The following is a 22518-nucleotide window of genomic DNA, read 5'->3' as shown; positions in this document are numbered from 1 at the left end:
AGCGAAAGCGAACTGGCGGCACAAACGTCCTTCCGGTCACCAAACGCGCTTAGGACCTCATCGCTCTGCGGGCACTGTCCGTTCGTTGGGCGGGGTTGCCAATCCGCACATCCACCGCCAATACCGTCACGGTGGTGGGCCCCACGAGAATCGGCTTGAACTCAATCAGCGCAACTTCGGGATGTTCATCCTTGAGCATTGCCACACGGGCTACAAGATCTTCCAATGCCGCCACATTCCCTGCCGGCAGGCCCTCGTAACCGAAGAGTTTCACGGCGGCACGGGGCGAACGGATTAGCTCCGCGGTGTCCGCCGCCGATAACGGCGGCACCCTGTGCGCCCAATCATCCAAAAGATTCACGGCATCCCCGGAGAGGCCAAAGGAGATCACAGGGCCTAACAGCGGATCCTCAATGGCCCGCAAGGTGCACGATTGGCCCACTTCGGCCATGCTCTGCACCTCCAAATCTTTCTTCCCATACGGTTCTAAGTATTTGCGCATCTGGACGATATTGCGCCGGAGCGAGTCCGCCGTTTCAATGTTGATCCGCACCCCGCCTAGATCCAGACGGTGACGCAGGCTCGAATCCAGGGTTTTGATAGCCACTGGCCACCCCAGCCGTTCGGCATTGACCACTGCCTCTTCGGCACTGTAGAACGGCACCGATTCCAACACGTCAATACCGTAGTGCCCCAGGATTTCTCGGGACTGCTCGGTGCTTAGCGTGACCAGCTCATCACCGGAAACACCTTCCAGCCACGTGTCCAAGAGGTCTTCCACAGCCTGGGAATCAACACCAGCGGGTGGCTCAAATTCCGATGATTCCACTGTTAACCATTGCGCGTGACGAACAACGGCCGCCAACGCTGCAATGGCTCCACCGGGACTGGAGAAGGCTGGCAGCGAACCGGCCATTTGCCGGTTGACGTGGATGGAGGGTTCAAAAATACCTGTAAACACGGCGATCACCGGTTTACCTGATTCCTGCGAGCACTCCTGCAACGTCTTCGCGATGGTATCCACGGTCAACCCCACCACCGGTAGCAGCGTCACGATGGCCGAATCCGCACCTTCTTGCGCCAGCGCATCCAGCACGGTTCGTTTGAGCAGCGGCATGGCCCGCGACTGTCCCATATTCAACACCAGTGATGTCTTCAGCACTGCAACCTTGAGTCCCTGTTCTTCGGCAGAATCCGCCACCACAGCACCGAGAGCACCAGAGTTGGCCAGGATCGCCAGGCCAGGGCCCTTAGGTAGCGGCTGGCCCACCACGATCTGCGCCACATCTGAGAGTTCTTCAATGGTGTTCACACGCACCACTCCGGACTGGCGCAGCATGGCGTCGAGTGCGCCGGTTGGGGCCTGGGTGGTGCGGACCGCATGCCCGGGTGGCAGCCGGAGCCCCATAGAGTCCGACTTCGCTACGATCACGGGCTTGGTTCTGGCCAGACGGCGGGAGATCCGGGAGAACTTTCGCGGATTTCCAATGGACTCCAAGTACAGCGCGCACGCTTGGGTGTTGGGGTCATCTTCCCAGTACTGCATCATGTCGTTGCCTGAAACATCTGCCCTGTTACCGGCCGACAGCACCGTGGACATGCCCACACTGCGCCGACTCATGGAGGCGAACAGCGAAACTCCTAAGGCGGCGGACTGGCTGAAGATCCCCAGCCCGCCCTGCGTGGGCAGCCCCGGCGCCATTGAGGCATTCAGAGACACTGCTGGATCAGTGTTGGCTAACCCCAACGACGCCGGTCCCACCAGACGCATTCCGTTGGCCCGAGCTTGGCTCACTAAGGCCCGCTGCCGCGCAAGCCCATGTTCGCCGTCGTCGGCAAATCCTGCCGTGGCAATGACCAGACCTTTCACGCCCGCCTGGCCACACTGATCAACAACACCAGGAACTTGGTCATAGGGCACGGCGATAATGGCCAGATCCACAGGCCCGGGGACCTCGAGAATACTGGCGTAAGGCATCATTCCGGAAACTTCCAACGCCTCTTGATTGACTGCGTGGACGGCGCCGGTGAACTTTCCTTCCACCACGTGTTCTAAGAGTTGCTGGCCAACACTGCCCCACTCGCGGCTGGCGCCTATGACGGCCACAGACTGCGGCGCCACCAGGCCGGCAACGCTGAGCGCTTCGGCACGGTGTTCACGGGATTCCATGACGGCCCGAGATTTTTCTGTTGGGTCTATATCAAACTGCAAGGAGATGACACCGTCATCAAAACGCCGGCGCACCTCATATCCCGCCTCGGAAAACACCTGCATCATCTTGCGGTTTTCTGGCAAGACTTCGGCGGAAAACTTATCGATCCCATGCTCGCGGGCAGCTGCGGCGAGGTGTTCCAATAAGATGGATCCCAGACCGCGGCTCTGGTGGGCGTCGGAAACGTTGAATGCTACTTCGGCTTCGGTTGGGTCATCCAACCGGTCATAGCGGCCAATGCCAATGATTTCCTTGCCGCGGGTGATCACAAAGGCCACGCGATCGCGATAATCCAGCTCGGTGAAGCGGCGCAGCTCTTTGGGCGTCAGCTTTGACTTGTAAGTAAAGAAGCGCATGTAGATGGAGTTTGACGATTGAGCCATATGGAAGGCTTGGACGGCATCGGCGTCGTCCGCGTGCATAGGGCGCAGGTGGGCCGTGCCACCATCACGCAGAACGACATCGGCTTCCCAATGGGCCGGGTATTCGGGCGCTAGCTCTGGCTTCACCATAGAATCACTGTACCGACATGATGCGCTATTTGCCGCTCATGCCACCCCTAACACCCATGTAGAAAAGGAATCACCGCCATCATGGCCAAGCGCCAACCCCCCGCAGCAGATGACTTTGTTGAAAACATTGTTGATATTGATGTTTCCAATGAGATGGAAAGTTCCTTCCTGGAATACGCCTACTCGGTGATTTACTCCCGCGCGCTCCCTGATGCGCGCGACGGTCTCAAGCCTGTGCAGCGGCGCATCCTGTACATGATGAGCGAGATGGGTCTGCGTCCCGAGAAAGGACACGTCAAGAGCGCCCGTGTGGTGGGTGAGGTCATGGGAAAGCTGCACCCACACGGTGATACGGCTATTTACGACACCATGGTGCGTATGGCTCAGGATTTCTCCTTGCGCCTGCCGCTCATTGATGGCCACGGTAACTTTGGCTCGCTCGACGACGGTCCCGCCGCCCCCCGTTACACCGAGGCGCGCCTGGCAGCCGCGGCCTTGGCGCTGACCGGCAACCTGGATGAAAATGTTGTGGATTTTGTGCCCAACTATGACAACCAGATGATGCAGCCCTCGGTGCTGCCAGCGGCCTACCCTAACCTTCTCGTCAATGGCGCCAGCGGCATCGCGGTGGGTATGGCCACCAACATGGCCCCGCATAACCTCGGCGAAGTGATTGCCGCTGCCCAACATCTGATCGCTAACCCTGACGCCACGCTCGAGGACGTTATGGCGTACGTGCCCGGTCCTGATCTGCCCTCCGGTGGCCGCATTGTGGGGTTGAGCGGCATACGCGATGCCTACGCCTCCGGCCGCGGCTCCTTCAAGACGCGCGCCAAGATCGCCGTCGAACAGCTCACGGCACGCCGCGTGGGACTGGTGGTCACCGAACTGCCGTACCTGGTGGGCCCGGAAAAGGTGAAGGCGAAGGTCAAAGAGGCCGTCGATAATAAAAAATTGGTTGGCGTCGCTGACTTTGTTGATCTCTCCGACCGCAAGCACGGTCTCCGTTTGGTGTTGGAGATCAAGAACGGTTTCAACCCGGCCGCCGTCATGGAGCAGTTGTACCGTTACACGCCGCTGGAGGAGTCCTTCGGCATCAACAACGTCTGCCTAGTGGAGGGCCAGCCGCAGACGCTGGGCTTATTGCAGCTGCTGCAGGTCTTCGTGAACCACCGTATTGATGTTGTCCGCCGCCGCACCGCCTTCCGGCTAGGCAAGAAGCAGGACCGCCTGCACATTGTCGAGGGCATGCTCATTGCCATCGTGGACATTGACGAGGTCATCCAGATCATCCGCACCTCGGATGAAGTGGCGGCGGCCCGCGAACGGCTCATGGCCATCTATGACCTCTCCGAGGTTCAGGCCAACTACATTCTTGATCTGCAGCTGCGCCGCCTGACCCGTTTCTCCATGGTGGAGCTGGAGTCTGAGCGCGATGAATTGCGCCGTGAAATTGCGGCCCTGGAAGCCATCCTGGCCTCCGATGAAGCCCTGCACCAGCTGGTGTCCGATGAACTCGGTGGGGTGGCGGCCACGCACGGCACACCGCGACGCACCGTGCTATTGGAGTCTGAGGCCATGGCACCGTCCGTGGCCAAGGCTCTGGCTGCGGGCCTCGGCGGGAAGCCCGGAAAAGCGGCGCCATTGGCTCTGGAAATTGCCGATGACCCCTGCTGGGTGCTTCTGAGCGCCACAGGCCAAATTGCCAGGACCACCTCCGCTGATCCGCTGGTGGAATCCGGTGCCCGGAGCAAACACGATGTGTTCTCCTCGGTGCTGAAAACTACGGCTCGGGCCGAGATCGGGGCTCTGACCTCGTTGGGGCGCATGCTGCGACTGCAAGTGGTGGACATGCCTGTCCTGCCGCCCACCGCAGCCCTGCCCAACCTCTCTGGTGGTGTTCCGGCCAAGGATTTCATCACCCTGACCAAGGGCGAAACGTTGGTGGGCTTTGTGCCACTGAACGCCATCTTTGCGGTGGGCACGGCCGCCGGCGTGGTCAAACGGGTCACTCCCGAATACCCCCTGAACCGCGACGATTGGGAGTACATCTCCCTCAAGCCCAAGGATGTTGTGGTGGGTGCCGGCCTAGCCACGGACGACGACGATCTTGTGTTCATCACGCAGGGCGCCCAGTTGCTTCGCTACAGTGCCGCCAATGTTCGCCCGCAGGGACGCACGGCTGGCGGCATGGCAGGTATCAAGCTTAGCGCCGGAGATGCGGTGTTGTCCTTCGGTGTCATCTCCCCGCATGATCCTGATGCCGTGGTGGTGACCGTCTCCGGCGGGCAAGAGGCCTTGCCGGGAACGCCGTCGGGCTCGGCCAAGGTCACAGCGCTCTCGGAGTACCCCGCGAAGGGCCGGGCCACCGGTGGCGTCCGCGCGCACCGATTCCTCAAGGGCGAAGACCGGCTCTTCTTGGCGTGGGCTGGCCACGGTCCGGCCAAGGCATCCTCCAGCTCAGGTGTGGCGAGAGCCCTCCCTGTGGAGCACGGCCACCGCGACGGATCCGGTGTCGCTTTGACAGCCGGTATTGACCTGGTGGGCCCAAGCTTGTCCAGTTCAACATTGGCCGGATCTGGCGCGGCCGGTTCTGGCGCGGCCGGTTCCACTCAGGCTGGTTCCACTGAGGAAAGTTCAGCTGCGCCTGAGCGTGCAACTGCAACATCGCCGGTAACATCGCCTGTAACATCGCCCGGGGCAAATACCCCACCGCCTGCGCCCACTCGTGATCCTGCGCCTATCCACGACGCCACCCAGGAGGCGTTTGAGCTGCCACTGGACTAGGTAGGGTCCTCCTCAGCTCTCAAGTTATCGATCCGCCGCGCCGCTGATCCGATCCGCCGCGCCGCCTCGTCATCGAGGTCATCGAGCCGTCACGTAATGACGCTTAGATTTTCCCAAAGCGTCATTACGTGACGGCTCGATGACCAGGTGCCTGCTCGGGAAGGGCCAAGCGCAGGCTGGGCGCCGGTGAGGCCACGGGAAGCTACTCGACGGATCGGCCTGGAGTGGATCGGCCTAGACTGGCCCCATGGACATCATGGGCGATCAAAAAGACTGGACCTGGTTACTCGAGAGGAGCTGCCCGGACTGCGGTTTCACTGCCTCAAGCGCCACTCCAGCCACGGCAGCCACGATGCTTCCGGCGTTGTTGCCGCGTTGGCGTTCGGCGCTGGGGCGAGCCACTGTGGAGGAACGTCCGGAGCCGGGTGTGTGGTCGGTGCTGGAATATAGCGCCCATGTCAGGGACGTGTATGAGGTCTTTACGGCCCGGCTGGAACTCATGCTCAGCGAGGACAATCCCACGTTCCCCAATTGGGATCAGGACCAGGCTGCCCTCGATGGAAACTACTCGGGGCTCGATCCGGAGCTGGTGGCACATGATCTGGTGCAGAACGGCCTCGACGCAGCCGCCGCGTTCGGTGCCGTGGCCGACGAAGACTGGAACCGACGCGGCCTACGTGGCAACGGTGCGGCCTTTACCGTAAAGACAATGACGGGCTATTTCTTGCATGATGTGGTTCACCACCTTCACGACATCAACGCCTAAAATCACCACCCACGCCTGCCCTGTCCCATCATCCCGCGCATTCGAAAGAGCTTAGGGCAGCAAGTCCCAGGCGACACTGCTGCGCCCAGGCAGGGCGCGGTACCCCATACGTTCGTACATTCCCAGGGCGCCGGTGGGGTTCAAGGTGTCCACGTCCAAGGTGGCGCGTTCCATCGCGGCGCCCGCGTACCGTGTCATGGCATCGATCAACAAGGCTGGGGCAATCTTGCGGCCGCGCCACGCCCGGCGAACACCGAGGAGTTCCGTGTACCCGTCGCGGTGGCCTGTGGCAGCCAGCACCGTCGGATCAAACATCGAGATTTGGTAGCCAGCCACCTCGCCGGTGGCATCGTCGAGAGCCACTGATGTCCATTCTGGGCGGAAGTTCTCATGAGCCATGAGCACGGACCACTTGTCCACGCTGCGTTGTTCCGAGCCCCAATGATCAGCAAAAGCCTCATTGTGAGCCCGCCGTACGGCCTCCGTAAGGTCAGGGGTAAACGGCACAATACTGACTCCCGGAGTCAACGGGGCATCCGGAATCTGAGCTAAGTCCAGTGCCATTTCCGTGAAGGTTCTGACTGGAACAAATGCTGCGGCACGCATCAGCTCCGAGTGCCCGGCCGTCACTTCCATGACGTAGCTGCGGACCACCGGCACGCCCGTTCCATCGGCCAATGAACGCCCCCGGAGCACCTGACACTGCCACGCCAAAACAGCTGCACCAATCCCCCGACGACGCCACAACGGGTCAACCCCGCCCATCGCGTAGCCCACATCGCTGGCCGGGTTCTTGGTCACAAAGCCCACAGCCCTCAGCTCTCCGTCGGCGTCCACACCAGCCACCGTGTTGAGCGCGGCCGGGTTTGTGGTTGAAGCAAGCACCTCCAGAAGGTCCGAAAGTTGCTCATGCCAGGGCGCCGAATCCGCCTGCGCCATCCGCTGCACCAGCTCGAACCACGGCTGCGCATCGGCCTGTGTCATGGGCCGAAACAGCAGCCCAGCGGCGGTGGGAAGAGGGGCAAATGGCACGGGCACATCGGGGTTCATCCCTCTAGCCTAAACGCCGAATCCGCTACCAGCCGCCGCCGTGGCCCGCTCAGGCTCCCCCAACGAAAGGTGAACATCTGCGGTCTGGGCCAGTTCGGCGTCGTGCGTCACCAAGACCACCGAGGCGTCAGCCAAAGAGCGCCGCAGATCCTCAATCAGCTCCACGGATTCATCCGCACCGAGGTGGGCTGTGGGCTCATCGAGAAGTACGACGTCGGCCCCCGCCACGAGCGTGCGTGCCACCGACACTCGGGTGCGCTGACCGCCGGAGAGATGATGCCCGCCGGGACCCACTCGCGTGTCCAGTCCCAGCGGCAGATCGGCTAGCCAGGGGCCCAAACCAACCGTAGCCAGGGCTTCGAGCAGCTCGGCCTCGGCAGGTGGTGAGGTCGCTGGCCGGGACAGAGCCAAGTTGGAACGCAGCGTTGAGTTGAACAGGTAGGCGTCTTGCGGGCACCAGGCGATCTTGGAAAGAGTTTCCGGCACGGCAGGAGCTTCGTTGATGAGGTAGCTACCGGAGGTGGGCTTAAGGAAGCCCAGCAAGACCGCCAACAGTGTCGACTTGCCGGAGCCGGAGGGTCCGCTGACGCTCCACCAGGTGCCACGCTGCGTCCCACCGCTGACATTGCTGAAAACATCGCTCGCGGCGTTGGGGTAACGTGCCGTGATTTTATGGACCTCCAGCGAATTAACTGGTTCAGTGTTGGTGGCGGTTTCTACATCGGTCTGCACCGTGGCGTGCGCGTCCAAGAGCGGCAAGGTTCGGTTCATTAACGTCACCAGAGCTGGGAGGGCGCTGACGGCTTCAATGTACTGTCCTAGTGGCTCGGCCAGCGCCAGCATGAGCAGTGCAGCAACGGCCGCGGCACGGGGATCCACACCGGATCTAATGGCGATGAGTGCCACTGCAATGGAAACCAGCGAGGTCAGCAGTGTGACAGTGCCTTGGCCTAGGCCATCGGCCCATGCGAGCCGACTCAAGGGTTTGGCCACCTTGGCATCGGTAGCGGTGAACCGCTGGGCTTGGGCCGTGCCGACGCCGTTAGCGGCTAGTTGGGCGGCTGCGGCAAACAGTGTGGTGGCCCGTTCAGCCAACCAAATTCGGTGAACTGCGGCGGCGGCGGAGGCGCGCCGCTGAGCGGCCAGCACCACCACCGGGAGCAGCACCAAGGCCACCAATCCCAGCAGCAAGATTATGCCGGTGGCTTCCGGAACCAACAGGTAGACGGTGAACAGCACCGCCCCGTAGGAAATGATCGCCGACGGGATCGGCACTACGGCCCGGGGAACGGCGTCGCGCAGCTCATCGACGTCTGCCACCAGGGTGCCCAAGGCGCCACCCGAACGGGTCAGCCTGCCCCAGTGCACCACGGAAGAGCCCAGGGTGTCCCAAAGTTTCAGGCGCAATTCAGCAGCCCAGCGGAACACGGCGTCGTGGGTCAAGAGCCGTTCAGAATAGCGCAGCAGGGAGCGGCCGATCCCGAAGGCTCGCACACCAACAATCAACGTCATGAGGAATAGGATGGGCGGCTGAGCAGCTGCCCAGACAATAAGCCACCCGGAGAGGCCGCTCAGCGCCGCGGCACTCAATGTGGCCAGAGCCGAGACCAGAACACCGGCGGCAAAGCGAGGTGAGCGCAGCGGCAAGTGGCTTAAGTGGCGCCACTGGAAACGAGCCAGGGGCTCATTTCGGTCACTTTCGACGGTGTTTACGGGAGCTGGGGCTGGTGTGAGCGCAGGGGCTGGGACGTCAAGGGCTGAGTTGTAGAGAGTCGATTTGCCAAGAGTCGATTTGCCAAGAGTCGAAGGCCCGGAGGTGACGGCCTGACTGTCACGCAACAGTCCTGCCAGCGCGGTGTCGTGCGTGGCGACCACGACTGCGACACTCCCTCGCAGCCGGGCCAATTCAACCCGCACGGCCTGTGCCGAGATGGGATCCAAATGTGCTGTGGGTTCATCAAAGAGCGCCAGTTCCACGGCCGGGTCTATGCCAATGCGGGCTAGGACGCGGGCCACGGCTACGCGGCGCAATTCTCCGGGGCTGCAGTCGACCACGGCACGGCTTGCCAGATGACCGGCGTTCACTGACTCAAGTGCGGCTGTTACGTCAGCCTTATCCACGAACAGCTGCTGCGGTCCGGCGGCATACAGGGCTATCTCCGCGGAAACGGTGTCCTCGGTGAAAGCCGGGTGCTGGGAGAGCCACACCACGGCTTCTGGGGCGCGCACGGCCAAGCGCCCCTGGACCACTGCTGCATCGCTCCCTGCTGAGGGAAGGGTGCCAGCCAACGCAGCTAAAATGGTCGACTTTCCTGTCCCACTGGCCGTGGCCAATACCAGGGCCTCACCCGGAGCCAAGGTGGCGCTAAAACCGGAAACAGCCGGCTCGCTCCGTCCGGGATAGCGGACGCTGAAGTTGTGGGCTTCAAGCACGGAGCCCACGGCGAATGCGGCACCATCCGCATTCTGATCCACGGCTGACGGTGAGCCGGGCTGGGAGGAGGGTTCGGCGTCGAGAATTTCAGTGACGCGGCGCAGCGCCTCTACCCCGTCCTCGCTGCCGTGGTGTGCCGCCCCCAAATCGCGCAGTGGACGGAAGCACTCGGGGGCCAACATCAGGGCCAGCAATCCAGCTTCCAGCGGCATGCCACCGGCAACCAGCCGGACGCCAATGAAAACGGCCACCACGGCCACGGAGATGGTACTGATCAGTTCCAACGCCATCGAGGACAAAAACGCTGTCCGCAGGGTGTCCATGGTGGATTTACGGTAGGCCTCGCAGACGTCTGCCAGAGCCTTGCGTTGAGCGTTGGCACGGCGCAGCCCTACCAAGACCGGCAGTCCGCGGGCCAGTTCAAGGAGGTGGTTGGAGAGCCGGTCCAAACCGCTGGCGGCCGCCTCCACGCGTTCTTGGGTGTGGAAACCGATCAGGACCATAAACACCGGTACCAGCGGCAGCGTTAGCGCCACGATCAGGGCACTGACCCAATCGGAGATGAGAATCTGCACTCCGAGCATGACCGGCAGGACAGCACAACTAACTAGAGCCGGAAGATAGGTGGAGAAATAGTTATCAAGACCGTCGAGGCCGCGGCTAGCCAGCATCCCTTCGGCACCCACAGCACCGCTTTGCCCGGCATTGCGCGGATCGAGGCGGTGGGCCACCAGCTTGGCGCGCAGCTCTTCCTTCACTCCCAGCGCGGCGCGGCGGGCCAAGATTGCTTGACCCCACACGGCCCCGCCAAGCAGAACCGCACCCACACTCCCCTGCACCAACAACTTGGTACTGTCCAAGACGTTACCGCCTGCCCATTGGGCCAGCGCGTGCGCCAAGGCACCCAAGCCAAGCACCAGGCCCACGGCTTTTAAGGCCGCCAGCCCACCCAGGCCAGCAAGAGCCAGCTTGGTCGAGTTACCACTGGGAAGTGTGGGTCGCATACTCATATCAGTGCTTTCCGCCTGTTGCTAGTGCCTTATCGGCGGGGTTGGGGTGCCCATCGCTATTGGTGTCGGTGCCCTTATTTTCTGCTCCGACAGCGGGGGCAAAATCGATCGGTTCGGGCAGGTGAGCCACGGTGATGCGCTTGCGGAAGACCCAATACGTCCACGCTTGGTAGGCCAAAACGAGCGGCACTCCAACCGCAGCCACGATCGACATCAAACGCAAGGTGTAACCGGAGGATGACGCGTTCTCAACGGTCAGGTTCCAGAGCGGATCAAGGGTTGAGGGCAACACCACAGGGTAGACCGCGCTAAAGATGGCGGAGGCGCCAGCCAACAAGAACCCGCCCATAGCCAGGAAACTAATGCCTTCACGGCCGGCACGGTTGGCTACCCACGATCCCACAGCAGCCACGACGGCCACGGCGATCAGCAACCAGCTGAACCACTTGCCGTTCTCCAGCGCCACGGCGATGGCCCATACCGCCATGGGCGCCAGTCCCACAGGCAGCCACCGCCCAACGAGCCGGCGGGCGCGGTGCCGGATATCGCCGTCGGTCTTCAGAGCCACGAAGGCTGCGGCGTGAACAATGGCAAAGCCGACCACCGCGAGACCGCCAATGACGGCGTACCAGGTGAACCAAGCGAAAGCTCCACCTACGCGGTCACCGTTGGCATTCAGTGGCAAGCCGGTGGTGGTCAGTGCCAGCATGGCGCCGATGCCGAACGCAGCCATAATGGATCCCACAGTGATGGCCCAGTCCCAGACCTTCCGCCACCTATCCTCGTGGATTTTGCCACGGTATTCGAAGGCTACCGCCCGGAAGATCAGGGCCAACAGGACGAACACCAGCGGGATGTAGAGGGCGGAGAACAAGGAGGCGTACCAGAACGGGAATGCGGCAAAGGTGGCCGCGCCGGCTGTGATGAGCCAGACCTCGTTACCGTCCCAGACCGGCCCCACCGTATTCAGCAGAACCCGGCGTTCCTTCTCGCCGCGGGCGAAGGTCTTCATCAGCATCCCAACGCCCAGATCAAAGCCCTCCAAAAAGAGATAGCCAATCCAGAGGAAAGCAATAATTATGAACCATAAAGTAGGCAGAAAATCCATCATTGATCCTTTGCGATCAGCAGGAGAAACGGAAGCTTGTCACAGTGTGGGAATGCGCTGGAATCAATAGGCAAAGGCGAGAACATCGTCCTGATCCTCCCCGCCGGCTCCGGTGCCGTCGTCGTCCTTGTCCTTGTCCTTGTCCTTGTCTGTGGTCTGCTTCTTGGTCTGATCCAACTCCGGCATAGCCGAGACCACACCGCCACGGACATACCTGGTCAGCAGCATGACCTCCACCACCAGCAAGACCGCGTATACGGTGGCCAGCGCCACCAGAGAAAAGATCACTTCTCCGGCCGAGACTCCGGGCGAGACCGCCGATGCCGTAAACATAAACACCTGATCGACGCCGCTCATGGCCGGGTTGGGTGCCACCACGAAGGGTTGTCGTCCCATTTCGGTGAAGATCCAACCGGCGGCGTTGGCACCGAACGGGGCGAGGATGCCCACCAGTGCCAGACGCATCAGTCCTTTGGAGAGCGGCACGGTGCCCTTGCGGGTGACCCACAGGGCGACGGCGGCAGCCATAGCGGCGATTCCGCCGAAGCCGATCATGATGCGGAAGCCCCAGTAGGTAACGGCCATGACCGGGACGTATTCGATCTCCGCGCCGGCATTGCTGCCGTACATGGGATCGTTGGGCAAATGTGTGCCGTACTTCGCCTGATATTCGGGCACGAGCGTGTTAACACCCTTGATATCGGTAGTGAAATCACCGTGGGCTAGGAAGGAGAGCAGGCCGGGGACTTCCATGACGGCCACCACGTCGTCGCAGTTGCGGCTGCCCACATCACCAATGGAGAGGATGGAAAAACCGGTCCCGTCGTGGCAGGCGGCCTCGGCGGCAGCCATCTTCATGGGCTGCTGATCAAACATCAATTTGGTCTGCACGTCTCCGGAAATGGTGGCGCCGGCAAAGGCGATCATGGCCACCACCGCACCTAGGCGCAGGGATTTGATCCAGACAGAGTGATCCAACTTGTCGCGGCCAGGAATTACCTCCGATTCCCCCACCACTACTCGGCCCTTGGCATCTACTGTGTCGACGCCATCTTTACGACGACGCCACAGGTGGTACCAGGCGATGCCCAGCAAGAAGCCGCCAGCAACGGCCAGAGCACCTGTGATGGTGTGGACAAACGCCACAATGGCGGTGTTATTGGTAAAGACCGCCCAAGCGTCAACCATGACAGGGCGTCCGTCGAGCATTTCCACACCGACTGGGTGCTGCATCCACGAGTTGGCCACGAGAATGAAGTAGGCCGAGACAATGGATCCAGCCACGGCGATCCAGATGCACGCCAGATGAACCTTGGCGGGGAGTTTTTTCCAGCCAAAGATCCACAGTCCCAAGAAGGTGGATTCCACAAAGAACGCCAACAACGATTCCATGGCAAGAGGGGCTCCGAAGACGTCGCCAACAAAGCGGCTATATTCACTCCATGCCATGCCGAATTGGAACTCTTGGACGATGCCTGTGGCCACGCCCATGATGAAGTTGATGAGGAACAATTTGCCCCAGAACTTCGTCATGCGCAGATAGGCCTCATTGCCAGTTCTATGCCACGTCGTCTGCAGTATTGCCACGAGAGTACCCAGCCCAATGGTGAGCGGCACCATCAAGAAGTGGTACACCGTCACGATTCCGAACTGCCATCTGGCAATGTCCAGAGCTTCCACAATTTTCCCCTCGTCCATGAAAAATATTCAGGGCATGCCCTAAGTTCTACGTTACGTAGAAATCTAAGTTCTACCCTGCGTAGAACATTGTTGTCAAAAGCTGTATATTTAGTGATGTGCACTTGCTTGACGTAGTCTGTGTACTTTTGATGAATGTTTGATGCGGGTAGTTAAGTAGAGGAATTTGATGGCAACGCTTGGAGATTTAGAAAGAGCCGTCATGGACCTGCTGTGGGAACACCAGGAGGCCATTACGGCCAATGTGCTACGTGATTTGCTCTCACAGCGCACCTCGGAAGGCAACGTGGAATCGCGGCCCCTGGCCGTCACCACGGTACTCACCGTGCTCTCTCGCTTGGAGAAAAAGGGTCTCGTGGAGCGCGAACGCGCTTCGCGTCCTCACCGCTACCGAGCCGTAACCAGCCGCGAAGAGCACACCGCTGAACTCATGCTTGAGGTCTTGGGCTCAGCCCCCGACCGCGAAGCAGTCCTTGCCCGTTTCATTGGCACCGTCAGTGCTGGTGAAGCCGAGACGCTGCGCAACCTCTTGGGACGTTCCTAACATCGGCACCCACCGGCTGCGTTACTGCGGCCGGACACGGTAAGTTGTAGATCATGTTTTGGACATCCTGGCTCCTAGCCGCTCTGGCAGTGATCTTGGCGTGGCCGGTGCCTGTTGTGTTGTCCCGCGCGGCGTGGCCTGCCCGGGCCCCCTTTGCCGCCATGGTGCTGTGGCAATCGATAGCACTTGCCGGTGGCCTCTCAATGATCGGCGCCATGCTCTGTTATGGGCTGGTGACACTCGGGGACACTCTGGCCAGCGGACTCCATGGCCTGATCCGGATCTTTTTAGGCCAGGAATCTCTAGACACGCTGGGCGTTTTACACGCCTTTGCCCTCAGTGCTGCAGCCCTGCTCTCGGCGCATCTGGTGTTTACACTCTGGCTGACGTACTTCCGTATTGCGCGCCAGCGCCGCCGCCACCGAGATCTACTGCACCTGCTCAGCTCACCGTCCGCTGACCGACCAGACACGCTGGTCATCAATCACCAAGCCCCGGTGGCGTACTGCCTGCCGGGCGGTTCGCGGTCGGTCACAGTCCTCTCAGAGGGGCTTTTAGAACTCTTGACCCCCGAGGAGCTGCGCGCGGTTCTGCTCCACGAACAAACTCATATAGCTCAACGTCACGACCTGCTGCTGTGGGCGTTTGCCGCTTGGCGCTCCGCGCTGCCGTGGCTGCCCACCTCCAAACTTGCCCAGCAGTCGGTATCCTCGCTGATAGAAATAATGGCCGACGACGTCGCCTTGCGTTCCGTCGACAAGCCCACCTTGGTCACCGCCATCGCCTTGGTAGCCAGCGGCTCCGCCCAAGTCCCCGCGGATACCTTGATGGCTGAGAACGCACCCCAAATTGACACACCCAGCACCACCTCGGCCCGGCTCAGCAGGCTGCTGACCCCGGCGCCAGCATTAGCTGCGAGCCAGCAGATCCTAGTGATTGCCGCAGCCCTGCTCTTACTGGCAATCCCCACAGCGCTGCTGCTGGTCCCAGGCCTTCTAAACTAGAGGCTATGGCAGGAGGAAGACCTGGTGTCTTTCACGGGGCCCGGGCTGATCCTTTTTTGCGGAGGAGCCTGTTTAGGCGTCGATGCGGTCCTGATCTAGCTGCTCACTGCCGGCGACAATGAATTCCTTGCGCGGGGCCACCTCAGATCCCATCAGGAGTTCAAAGGTATGTTCTGCACGGTCAGCGTCGGCACTTGTCACCCGGCGCAGCATTCGGTGGCGCGGATCCATAGTGGTTTCTGCCAGCTGATCGGCATCCATCTCACCCAGACCCTTGTAGCGCTGAATAGGCGTCTTGTACTTCTTGCCAGACTTGTTCAACTTAGCCAACAGGGCGTGCAGTTCCTGCTCGGAGTAGGTGTAGACCATCTCATTGGCTTTGGTACCGGAGTTAATGATTTCTACCCGGTGCAGTGGCGGGACGGCGGCGAAGACACGACCGGCGTCGATCATGGGGCGCATATAACGGAAGAACAGAGTCAGCAGCAAGGTACGGATATGGGCACCGTCCACATCGGCATCCGTCATGAGGATGACCTTGCCATAGCGTGCCGAGTCTAAATCAAAGCTGCGTCCAGAGCCGGCCCCAACCACCTGAATGAGAGCTGCACATTCGGCATTGGCCAGCATGTCCCCCACAGATGCCTTCTGAACGTTCAGGATCTTGCCGCGGATCGGTAGCAGAGCCTGAAAATCGGAAGATCGAGCCATCTTGGCCGTTCCCAGGGCGCTGTCACCTTCCACGATGAACAACTCACTCTTGGCTACATCGGTACTGCGGCAGTCCGCCAACTTTGTAGGCAGAGATGAGGTCTCTAACGCGTTCTTGCGGCGTTGAGTTTCCTTGTGGACGCGCGCCGAAATTCGTGACTTCATTTCAGAGACTACTTTTTCAAGCAGCTGCGCCGACTGGGCTTTTTCAGCGCGGGCGGTGGATTCCAGTTTCTCCTTGAGAGCCTTCTCGACCACTTTGGCCACGATGGCCTTGACGGCGGGGGTACCGAGAATTTCCTTGGTCTGACCCTCGAATTGCGGCTCGGCCAGACGAACCGTCAATACGGCGGTCATGCCCGCCATGACGTCGTCCTTTTCAACCTTGTCCGTGCCCGCTTTGAGCTTGCGGGCGTTGGCCTCAATGACCTTTCTGAACGTCTTCAGGATTGCCTGCTCAAAACCTTCTTGATGGCGACCACCCTTGGGCGTCGAAATGATGTTGACGAAGCTGCGCATGGTTGTGTCGTAACCAACACCCCATCGGAGGGCAATGTCTACTTCGCAGTCACGTTCCATGGGTGTGCTTTCCAACCGGCCTTCGGCATTTAGCACAGGTACGGTTTCCGTAAAGGTGCCGTGTCCTTGGAGGCGCCAAATATCGGTGACCGAGCCACCTACAGAGAGGAAGTCCACAAATTCGGAGATGCCGCCGTCGTGGTGGAAAATCTCCTCGTGCGTGGCGAACTCTCCCGGCGTCCCTGCGACGCGGCGTTCGTCAACAACTTTGATCTTTAGCCCCGGCACCAGAAAGGAAGTTTGCCGGGCACGGGCCACGAGCTCGTCATAGGAGAACTTGGCATCTGCTGTAAAGATTTGGCGGTCGGCCCAATAGCGGATCCGGGTGCCGGTCACACCACGCTTAGTAGTGCCGACCACATCCAGGCTCGAGGCCTCGGTGAACGGCTCAAAAGCGACATCGGGGCTCAGGCTCCGGCCGGTGTCCTTGAAGTGCCCAGGCTCTCCGCGGCGGAAACTCATTTGATAGGTTTTGCCGCCACGATCCACCTGAGCGTCCATCCGGGACGACAAGGCGTTGACCACACTGGCACCCACGCCATGCAGGCCACCCGAGGCCGCATAGGAGCTGCCGCCAAACTTTCCGCCAGCATGAAGCTTGGTCAAAACAACTTCCAGCCCGGTCAGACCGGTCTTTGGCTCCACATCCACAGGGATGCCGCGACCGCCGTCGTGCACTTCTACGGAGGTGTCCTTATGCAAGATGACAGTGATGTTCTGCCCATATCCCGCCAGCGCCTCATCGACGGAGTTGTCGATGATTTCCCACAGGCAGTGCATCAGGCCGCGGGAGTCGGTGGAGCCGATGTACATGCCCGGGCGCTTACGTACAGCCTCCAATCCTTCCAGAACGGAGAGATGGCGTGCACTGTAATCAGAACTCTGGCGTGCCACTGTGGACATACTCCTTCGAGGGTTGGTTGGCCTATCAATATCTAAGGTTAACGGCTGGTGAGCCCTAGCTGTTACAGGCTTGCCGCGCTAACACTGATCCGGCAGGGATACGCGGTTAGCGAAAGTACCCCGCTTCGATGGAAGCAACTCGCCCTAAGGATGGTTGTATAAAGTACAGGAACTTATGAAGGAGGCAATCATGACCACCACGACCATCAGCAGCCCCGAGCTGACAACCCTTGATCGCTGCGACCGTTGCGGCGCACAAGCATATGTGCGGGTAGTTCTGGAATCCTCCGGCGGTGAACTGCTCTTCTGCGGCCACCACGCGCGAGCAGTGGAAGCCACTTTGAAGCCCTTGGCTGCAACCTGGCTCGACGAAACCAGCCGCCTGCACGAAAAGGCACCCGTTTCAGTCGACTAACACCGCCCCGAGTGGCACGTGCTTTAGAAGAGGGACTCTGGATCACCAGGGTCCCTCTTTTTGTGTCTCCATGCACCTACTGACGCTTATTGCGCTCTGAGCTTCTACCCGCCTTCCGACTCCCCTATGGGCTGCGGCCTATAGGGATCATCTGACTGGCTGTGCGATCTTGGTGGCCGACAAAAGCAGCCGCCCACGCAAGCTGGCCCGCCTTCACGTGGCGAAGTATCCCGATTTCGGGAGAATCTTCGCCCCTTTGAGGGCGGGCCAGCTGGGTACTTCAGCGCACTGGATGTTAGTCCAGGTAGTCGCGCAGTACCTGTGAACGCGACGGGTGGCGCAGCTTAGACATCGTCTTTGATTCGATCTGGCGGATACGCTCACGCGTCACACCGTAGACCTTACCGATTTCGTCTAAGGTCTTCGGCTGGCCATCGGTCAAACCGAAGCGCATAGCAACCACTCCAGCCTCGCGCTCGGAGAGGGTGTCTAGCACGGAGTGCAACTGCTCCTGCAACAGTGTGAAGGACACCGCGTCGGCGGGAACAACAGCTTCGGAATCTTCGATCAAGTCTCCGAACTCAGAGTCTCCGTCTTCACCCAACGGGGTGTGCAAGGAGATCGGCTCGCGACCGTACTTCTGAACCTCGACTACCTTTTCCGGGGTCATGTCCAATTCCTTGGCCAATTCCTCAGGTGTTGGTTCGCGGCCCAAGTCCTGGAGCATCTGGCGCTGGACGCGGGCCAACTTGTTGATGACTTCCACCATGTGTACCGGGATACGGATGGTGCGGGCCTGGTCAGCCATGGCGCGGGTGATGGCCTGACGGATCCACCAGGTTGCGTAAGTGGAGAACTTAAAGCCCTTGGTGTAGTCGAACTTCTCTACAGCGCGGATCAGGCCCAGGTTACCCTCCTGGATGAGGTCCAAGAACAGCATGCCGCGGCCCGTGTAACGCTTGGCCAGTGAGACCACCAGACGAAGGTTGGCTTCAAGCAGGTGGTTCTTGGCGATTCCACCATCATGGACGATCCTCTTGAGGTCTCGCTCAAGCTGGGTGTCCATGGCATCGGAGCCGGCTTTCAACTTTTCAGTCGCAAACAAGCCCGCTTCAATGCGCAGGGCAAGATCAACTTCCTGTTCAGCGTTGAGCAGTGCGACCTTGCCGATTTGCTTCAGGTAGTCCTTGACGGGGTCGGCGGTGGCGCCAGCCGACATGACCTGCTGGACAGGCGCATCATCATCATCCGAATCTGAATAAACAAATCCGGTGCCAGTAGCTACGGGGCGCTCTGATTTGCTCTCGTCTTGCTCGTCTTCCTCAACTACTTCCTCAGTCGCGGAGTCATCCTCAACCTTGGACTTGCCACGTCGGGCAGGGGCGGCTGCCTTCTTCGGAGCAGCTTTGGCTGCATCGGGGACAGAGTCACCGGAGGCAGAAGCAGCCTTTTTGGCGGCAATGGTGGCAGCGCGCTTCTGTGCTGGCGTCAGGGGCACGGTTGCTGACGAGGAAGCATCCTCAGTCTCGTTGGATGTGGAGACTTTGCTTTTAGCAGTAGCAGACACAGAAAACCTTTCTTACGGCGGTCTGTGGAGTTACCTTCGGGCAACACCACTATGACCCTGTCAAGTCCGCGTTGCTTTTCGCATCACTTTTACTTGGAGGGTCGTAGGGTATAACTCCCCAGACCACGGCATTGTTCCCACCGCCCGAATGAAATTCCATTCGGCGCAAATCCAAAAAAATGTGAATGCTTCAACACGGACCCCACCGGGTCTTGCATCTAGTCTCTCACGATTTGCCCGGGGCTTCTTGCCTACGCCACGCCCAAGAGCTAGTGACCGAGTGCAATTAACATCACAGCGGGACTACGCCGCCTCATCAAGGCCTGTCTCTTCACCCTCATTCGCTTCCAGATTTGCTTCTGGCTGGTCTCCTAGCTGATCCTCCGGGCTGGATTCGTCAGTGTCGCGATGCCATGCGGTCATTGGATCCTTGGCGCAGTCAGCAATGTGCCCACTAGAGAGCAACTGTTCAAGAAGTGCGGCCAGCCGGTACCCGGGTTGATAGTCCATGCACGCCATGAAGTACTGACCAGCCCAACTACCCCGTCCTTTGCACCATTGAATCCAGCCCAAGATACACAGCACCGGCGCCTTGTCCGCTGAATTGGTGGACTGCGCAAGAAACTGCAGGAACGGTTCCGCCCGATCCAGCCTTTCCCAGTCCAGTAAACAGGGCGCTTCGCCCTCCATTCTTGGGGCAGTCCCGCCCACCAGAATATTGCCGAAGTCATAGGCTGCCCCCGCCATGAGTTCCTCGGTAACCCACCCTATCTGGATTGGTCTGCCAGCGGCTTGGTTGCCACCGTACCAATTGGTCGGAACCACTAGCTCTGCCTTATCCGAACCGGTCACACCCAATCCCACCGCGCCAGCGAGGGCATACTCAGCAGAGGTCGCCAAGAGGACGATGACAGCATCACGGACGTTTCGATCTCCCAGACTGGCCAGTAATAACGCGCACATGCACGTATCCGGTAGCTTCGGCCAGAGCTCCAGACTGAACTGCCACGCCTGCAGGGTTGCGGTCAGTTGCTCCACACCACATCCATTGATGGTCAGTGACGCCTTGACCAACTCGCAGGCGGCGGCAACCTTGGCCACGAATTCTGGGTCGCGGATACTCGTCAGCTGTGCCACTTGTTCCTTGGGCGCCTCCCCCACCAGGCTGCCTCGGAAAATAAACTCTGCATTGACAAAGCTTTCCTTAATGGCGGCATTGCTCTTACCCGGCCAAGGACAACAACTCGCAGAAGTGCATTCAAGAGATCGCCAATGTTCGGTGCCCACAAACCATGCATCTCGCACCGGAAGCCCCTGCGCCGCAAACTCCTGACACAACTGCTTGTACAACTTGGCATGAGCGAAGTTCTTGGGTCTGAGCCAATCTCCGCGGCCGAAAATGGCGATGAGGCAGCCGTCCGATTCGGTATCGCAGGCTAACTGAGCTGCGGCAATGCTGGCAAAATGGGCTGTTTCCCTACTGGTGGCATCATCAGGAGGAAGATCCAACCGCATGGTGGCCCGAAGCTTTTTACCTTTCATAGCGATGCACACAATACTGGCTTCGGGCCAATACCCCACCATGTGGGGAATGAATGCCAGGAGGTCTTCACCGGCACTGACTTTGATCTTCTCTGGTTCTCTACTCATGACCCAAGGGTGATGCCCTCGCGCTCCGGAATCTAGAGCAATTTCCACAAATGGCTATATCTGTGGATAACAGGGGCCTACATCCGCATGAAGAGGGTCGAAAACTTTTCTGCAATCAGTCATCCACAGCCCCCGCCGCGCAGTGCCCGAGGCTCAGAAGCTATGCGCCAGCGCAACTGGTTAAGCGCCCTACCCGCTGCTTATTTACTGCTTGCGCTTGAGCTTTTCTGCGCGCAGCTCATCCCTGTATTGCTGCTGACGTCGGCGCCTGTCCGAGAGCACGTCTCGCAGCGGCAGAATCCCCTCGCCGCGGGCGGCCATGGAGCTGCGAATAATGCGCCGGGTCCTGATGACGGCGACAATCCCAATACCCAGAATCAGGAACTGGAAGCTGAACGCCACACGGAAGGCGTCGAGGGAATACAAGCCTTCAGTTGAAAAACCCGTTCCATTGAGCAGGTCCAGTACCAACCCAACGATATACATCGTGACCAAGGCGGCAAAGAATCCACCGACGTTAACGATCCCGGTGGCCGTTCCTACACGGTGGGAAGGGTTGAAGGTCCGGGCAAAGTCGAAGCCAATCATCGAGGCAGGCCCACCCAAAGCTAGAACCAAAATCAACAGCGCCAACAACCACAGTGGAGAAGGACCGGCATGCAACAATACGGCTGCCCAGGCTGCAACGATGGCAAAGGAAACCGCGAGCACCATAGTGGACCGCCGAAGGGGGTGCTTTCCCACCCAGCTGCCTAGGAACGGTCCGCACGCAATGCCCACCACAACAAACATGCTCAACAACAAACTCGCGGTGGAGCTATCTAGGCCTTGGCCTGAGACCAGAAATGGGTATCCCCATGTCAGTACGAAGACGGTGCCGGAGAATTGCGTGGCAAAGTGGCTCCACATGCCCAGTCTGGTTCCAGGTTGCCGCCAAGCAGTGGTTAGGTCAGCGGCTGTTTCTTTCAATCCCTGCCGCATCCCCGGTGAGACCGCTCCCGCAGGGGCGTTGCGCAACAGCGCCGCAGCCAACACGCAGGCCAGCACACCCAGCGCAGCCAGCCCCAAAAATCCTTGGCTCCAACCATAGTTATGCAGCGCCCACGCGAAAGGGGCGATGCTGATGAGCTGGCCGATCTGTCCCAACTGCCCCGTTAGCTGGGTTAGGACCGGAACCCTGCGCGAAGGAAACCAGAGAGGGATGAGCCGAATCACGGCGATAAACGTCATGGCGTCGCCAGCGCCGACAAAAACACGGCCCACCACACCGGCTGGTATGGAGGAGGCGGCCGCCAGCTGCAGCTGTCCCACTGCCATCAGCGCGGCCCCGGTGGCGATCATTAAGCGTGGACCGAATCGGTCCACGAGCATGCCCACAGGAATTTGCAGCACCGCATAGACAACGAGCTGGATGACGGTGAAAGCCGACAAAGCCGCAGCCGTAGCGTTAAAACGCTCTGTCGCTACGAGACCGGCAACACCAAATGAAGTTCTCTGGGTGATAGCAATCAGATAGGCGAAAACACCGATACCCCACACCAACCATGCACGCTTACTATCCACCGCT

The 22518-nt window shown here is 60.1% G+C and carries 14 protein-coding genes; 5 read left to right on the top strand and 9 right to left on the bottom strand.

Annotated features, from left to right (window positions below; translation table 11 throughout):
* Positions 1–49 precede the first annotated feature (49 nt).
* Positions 50–2725, bottom strand: a complete 2676-nt coding sequence (locus ACX80D_RS05675; protein ID WP_459321666.1) for a bifunctional acetate--CoA ligase family protein/GNAT family N-acetyltransferase — start codon at positions 2723–2725, stop codon at positions 50–52.
* 81 nt (positions 2726–2806) lie between these two features.
* Between ACX80D_RS05675 and ACX80D_RS05670 the strand changes: the two genes are divergently transcribed.
* Both ACX80D_RS05670 and ACX80D_RS05665 read left to right on the top strand, forming a co-directional pair.
* Positions 2807–5512, top strand: coding sequence for a DNA gyrase/topoisomerase IV subunit A (locus tag ACX80D_RS05670; RefSeq protein WP_459321665.1), 2706 nt, complete (start codon positions 2807–2809; stop codon positions 5510–5512).
* A 247-nt stretch (positions 5513–5759) separates the two neighbouring features.
* Positions 5760–6278: a DinB family protein gene (locus ACX80D_RS05665; RefSeq protein ID WP_459321664.1), complete on the top strand. Its 519-nt coding sequence runs from the start codon at positions 5760–5762 to the stop codon at positions 6276–6278.
* Between the two features lie 51 nt (positions 6279–6329).
* Here ACX80D_RS05665 and ACX80D_RS05660 read toward each other — a convergent pair whose 3' ends face one another.
* From ACX80D_RS05660 to ACX80D_RS05645, 4 genes are all read right to left on the bottom strand, one after another.
* Positions 6330–7328: a GNAT family N-acetyltransferase gene (locus tag ACX80D_RS05660; RefSeq protein WP_459321663.1), complete on the bottom strand. Its 999-nt coding sequence runs from the start codon at positions 7326–7328 to the stop codon at positions 6330–6332.
* 9 nt (positions 7329–7337) lie between these two features.
* Positions 7338–10772, bottom strand: a complete 3435-nt coding sequence (gene cydC, locus ACX80D_RS05655; RefSeq protein WP_459321662.1) for a thiol reductant ABC exporter subunit CydC — start codon at positions 10770–10772, stop codon at positions 7338–7340.
* Position 10773: 1 nt separating this feature from the next.
* Complete coding sequence (gene cydB, locus ACX80D_RS05650; protein ID WP_459321697.1) at positions 10774–11880, bottom strand: cytochrome d ubiquinol oxidase subunit II; 1107 nt, start codon at positions 11878–11880, stop codon at positions 10774–10776.
* 63 nt (positions 11881–11943) lie between these two features.
* On the bottom strand, positions 11944–13560 hold the full coding sequence (locus tag ACX80D_RS05645; RefSeq protein ID WP_459321696.1) for a cytochrome ubiquinol oxidase subunit I: 1617 nt from the start codon (positions 13558–13560) through the stop codon (positions 11944–11946).
* Positions 13561–13747: 187 nt separating this feature from the next.
* Between ACX80D_RS05645 and ACX80D_RS05640 the strand changes: the two genes are divergently transcribed.
* Both ACX80D_RS05640 and ACX80D_RS05635 read left to right on the top strand, forming a co-directional pair.
* Positions 13748–14122, top strand: coding sequence for a BlaI/MecI/CopY family transcriptional regulator (locus ACX80D_RS05640; protein ID WP_459321661.1), 375 nt, complete (start codon positions 13748–13750; stop codon positions 14120–14122).
* A 53-nt stretch (positions 14123–14175) separates the two neighbouring features.
* On the top strand, positions 14176–15126 hold the full coding sequence (locus tag ACX80D_RS05635) for a M56 family metallopeptidase (protein ID WP_459321660.1): 951 nt from the start codon (positions 14176–14178) through the stop codon (positions 15124–15126).
* Positions 15127–15198: 72 nt separating this feature from the next.
* Here ACX80D_RS05635 and ACX80D_RS05630 read toward each other — a convergent pair whose 3' ends face one another.
* Positions 15199–17319 (bottom strand): DNA gyrase/topoisomerase IV subunit B, encoded by a 2121-nt coding sequence (locus ACX80D_RS05630; RefSeq protein WP_459321659.1) that lies wholly within the window; start codon positions 17317–17319, stop codon positions 15199–15201.
* A gap of 190 nt (positions 17320–17509) precedes the next feature.
* Here ACX80D_RS05630 and ACX80D_RS05625 point away from each other — a divergent pair, with 190 nt between their 5' ends.
* Positions 17510–17734, top strand: coding sequence for a DUF7455 domain-containing protein (locus ACX80D_RS05625; RefSeq protein ID WP_459321658.1), 225 nt, complete (start codon positions 17510–17512; stop codon positions 17732–17734).
* A gap of 295 nt (positions 17735–18029) precedes the next feature.
* Here ACX80D_RS05625 and ACX80D_RS05620 read toward each other — a convergent pair whose 3' ends face one another.
* The 3 genes from ACX80D_RS05620 to ACX80D_RS05610 all read right to left on the bottom strand — a co-directional run bounded on the left by ACX80D_RS05620 (position 18030) and on the right by ACX80D_RS05610 (position 22514).
* Positions 18030–19301 (bottom strand): RNA polymerase sigma factor, encoded by a 1272-nt coding sequence (locus tag ACX80D_RS05620; RefSeq protein ID WP_459321657.1) that lies wholly within the window; start codon positions 19299–19301, stop codon positions 18030–18032.
* Between the two features lie 303 nt (positions 19302–19604).
* Positions 19605–20951 (bottom strand): DUF4192 domain-containing protein, encoded by a 1347-nt coding sequence (locus ACX80D_RS05615; RefSeq protein WP_459321656.1) that lies wholly within the window; start codon positions 20949–20951, stop codon positions 19605–19607.
* A gap of 204 nt (positions 20952–21155) precedes the next feature.
* Positions 21156–22514 (bottom strand): MFS transporter, encoded by a 1359-nt coding sequence (locus ACX80D_RS05610; RefSeq protein ID WP_459321655.1) that lies wholly within the window; start codon positions 22512–22514, stop codon positions 21156–21158.
* Between the last annotated feature and the right edge of the window lie 4 nt (positions 22515–22518).

The sequence above is a fragment of the Arthrobacter sp. Sr24 genome, assembly GCF_054511175.1.
The sequence above is the reverse complement of the archived record's forward strand: the minus strand, read 5'-3'. Positions and strand labels throughout refer to the sequence as shown.

What these genes read in the sequence shown, in the direction of transcription:
- ACX80D_RS05625 (WP_459321658.1), top strand. Translation starts at nt 17,510, where the DNA reads ATGACCACCACGACCATCAGCAGCCCCGAGCTGACAACCCTTGATCGC.
- ACX80D_RS05675 (WP_459321666.1), bottom strand. Translation starts at nt 2,725, where the DNA reads ATGGTGAAGCCAGAGCTAGCGCCCGAATACCCGGCCCATTGGGAAGCC.
- cydC (WP_459321662.1), bottom strand. Translation starts at nt 10,772, where the DNA reads ATGAGTATGCGACCCACACTTCCCAGTGGTAACTCGACCAAGCTGGCT.
- cydB (WP_459321697.1), bottom strand. Translation starts at nt 11,880, where the DNA reads ATGGATTTTCTGCCTACTTTATGGTTCATAATTATTGCTTTCCTCTGG.
- ACX80D_RS05660 (WP_459321663.1), bottom strand. Translation starts at nt 7,328, where the DNA reads ATGAACCCCGATGTGCCCGTGCCATTTGCCCCTCTTCCCACCGCCGCT.
- ACX80D_RS05635 (WP_459321660.1), top strand. Translation starts at nt 14,176, where the DNA reads ATGTTTTGGACATCCTGGCTCCTAGCCGCTCTGGCAGTGATCTTGGCG.
- ACX80D_RS05615 (WP_459321656.1), bottom strand. Translation starts at nt 20,951, where the DNA reads ATGAGTAGAGAACCAGAGAAGATCAAAGTCAGTGCCGGTGAAGACCTC.
- ACX80D_RS05640 (WP_459321661.1), top strand. Translation starts at nt 13,748, where the DNA reads ATGGCAACGCTTGGAGATTTAGAAAGAGCCGTCATGGACCTGCTGTGG.
- ACX80D_RS05630 (WP_459321659.1), bottom strand. Translation starts at nt 17,319, where the DNA reads ATGTCCACAGTGGCACGCCAGAGTTCTGATTACAGTGCACGCCATCTC.
- ACX80D_RS05665 (WP_459321664.1), top strand. Translation starts at nt 5,760, where the DNA reads ATGGACATCATGGGCGATCAAAAAGACTGGACCTGGTTACTCGAGAGG.
- ACX80D_RS05670 (WP_459321665.1), top strand. Translation starts at nt 2,807, where the DNA reads ATGGCCAAGCGCCAACCCCCCGCAGCAGATGACTTTGTTGAAAACATT.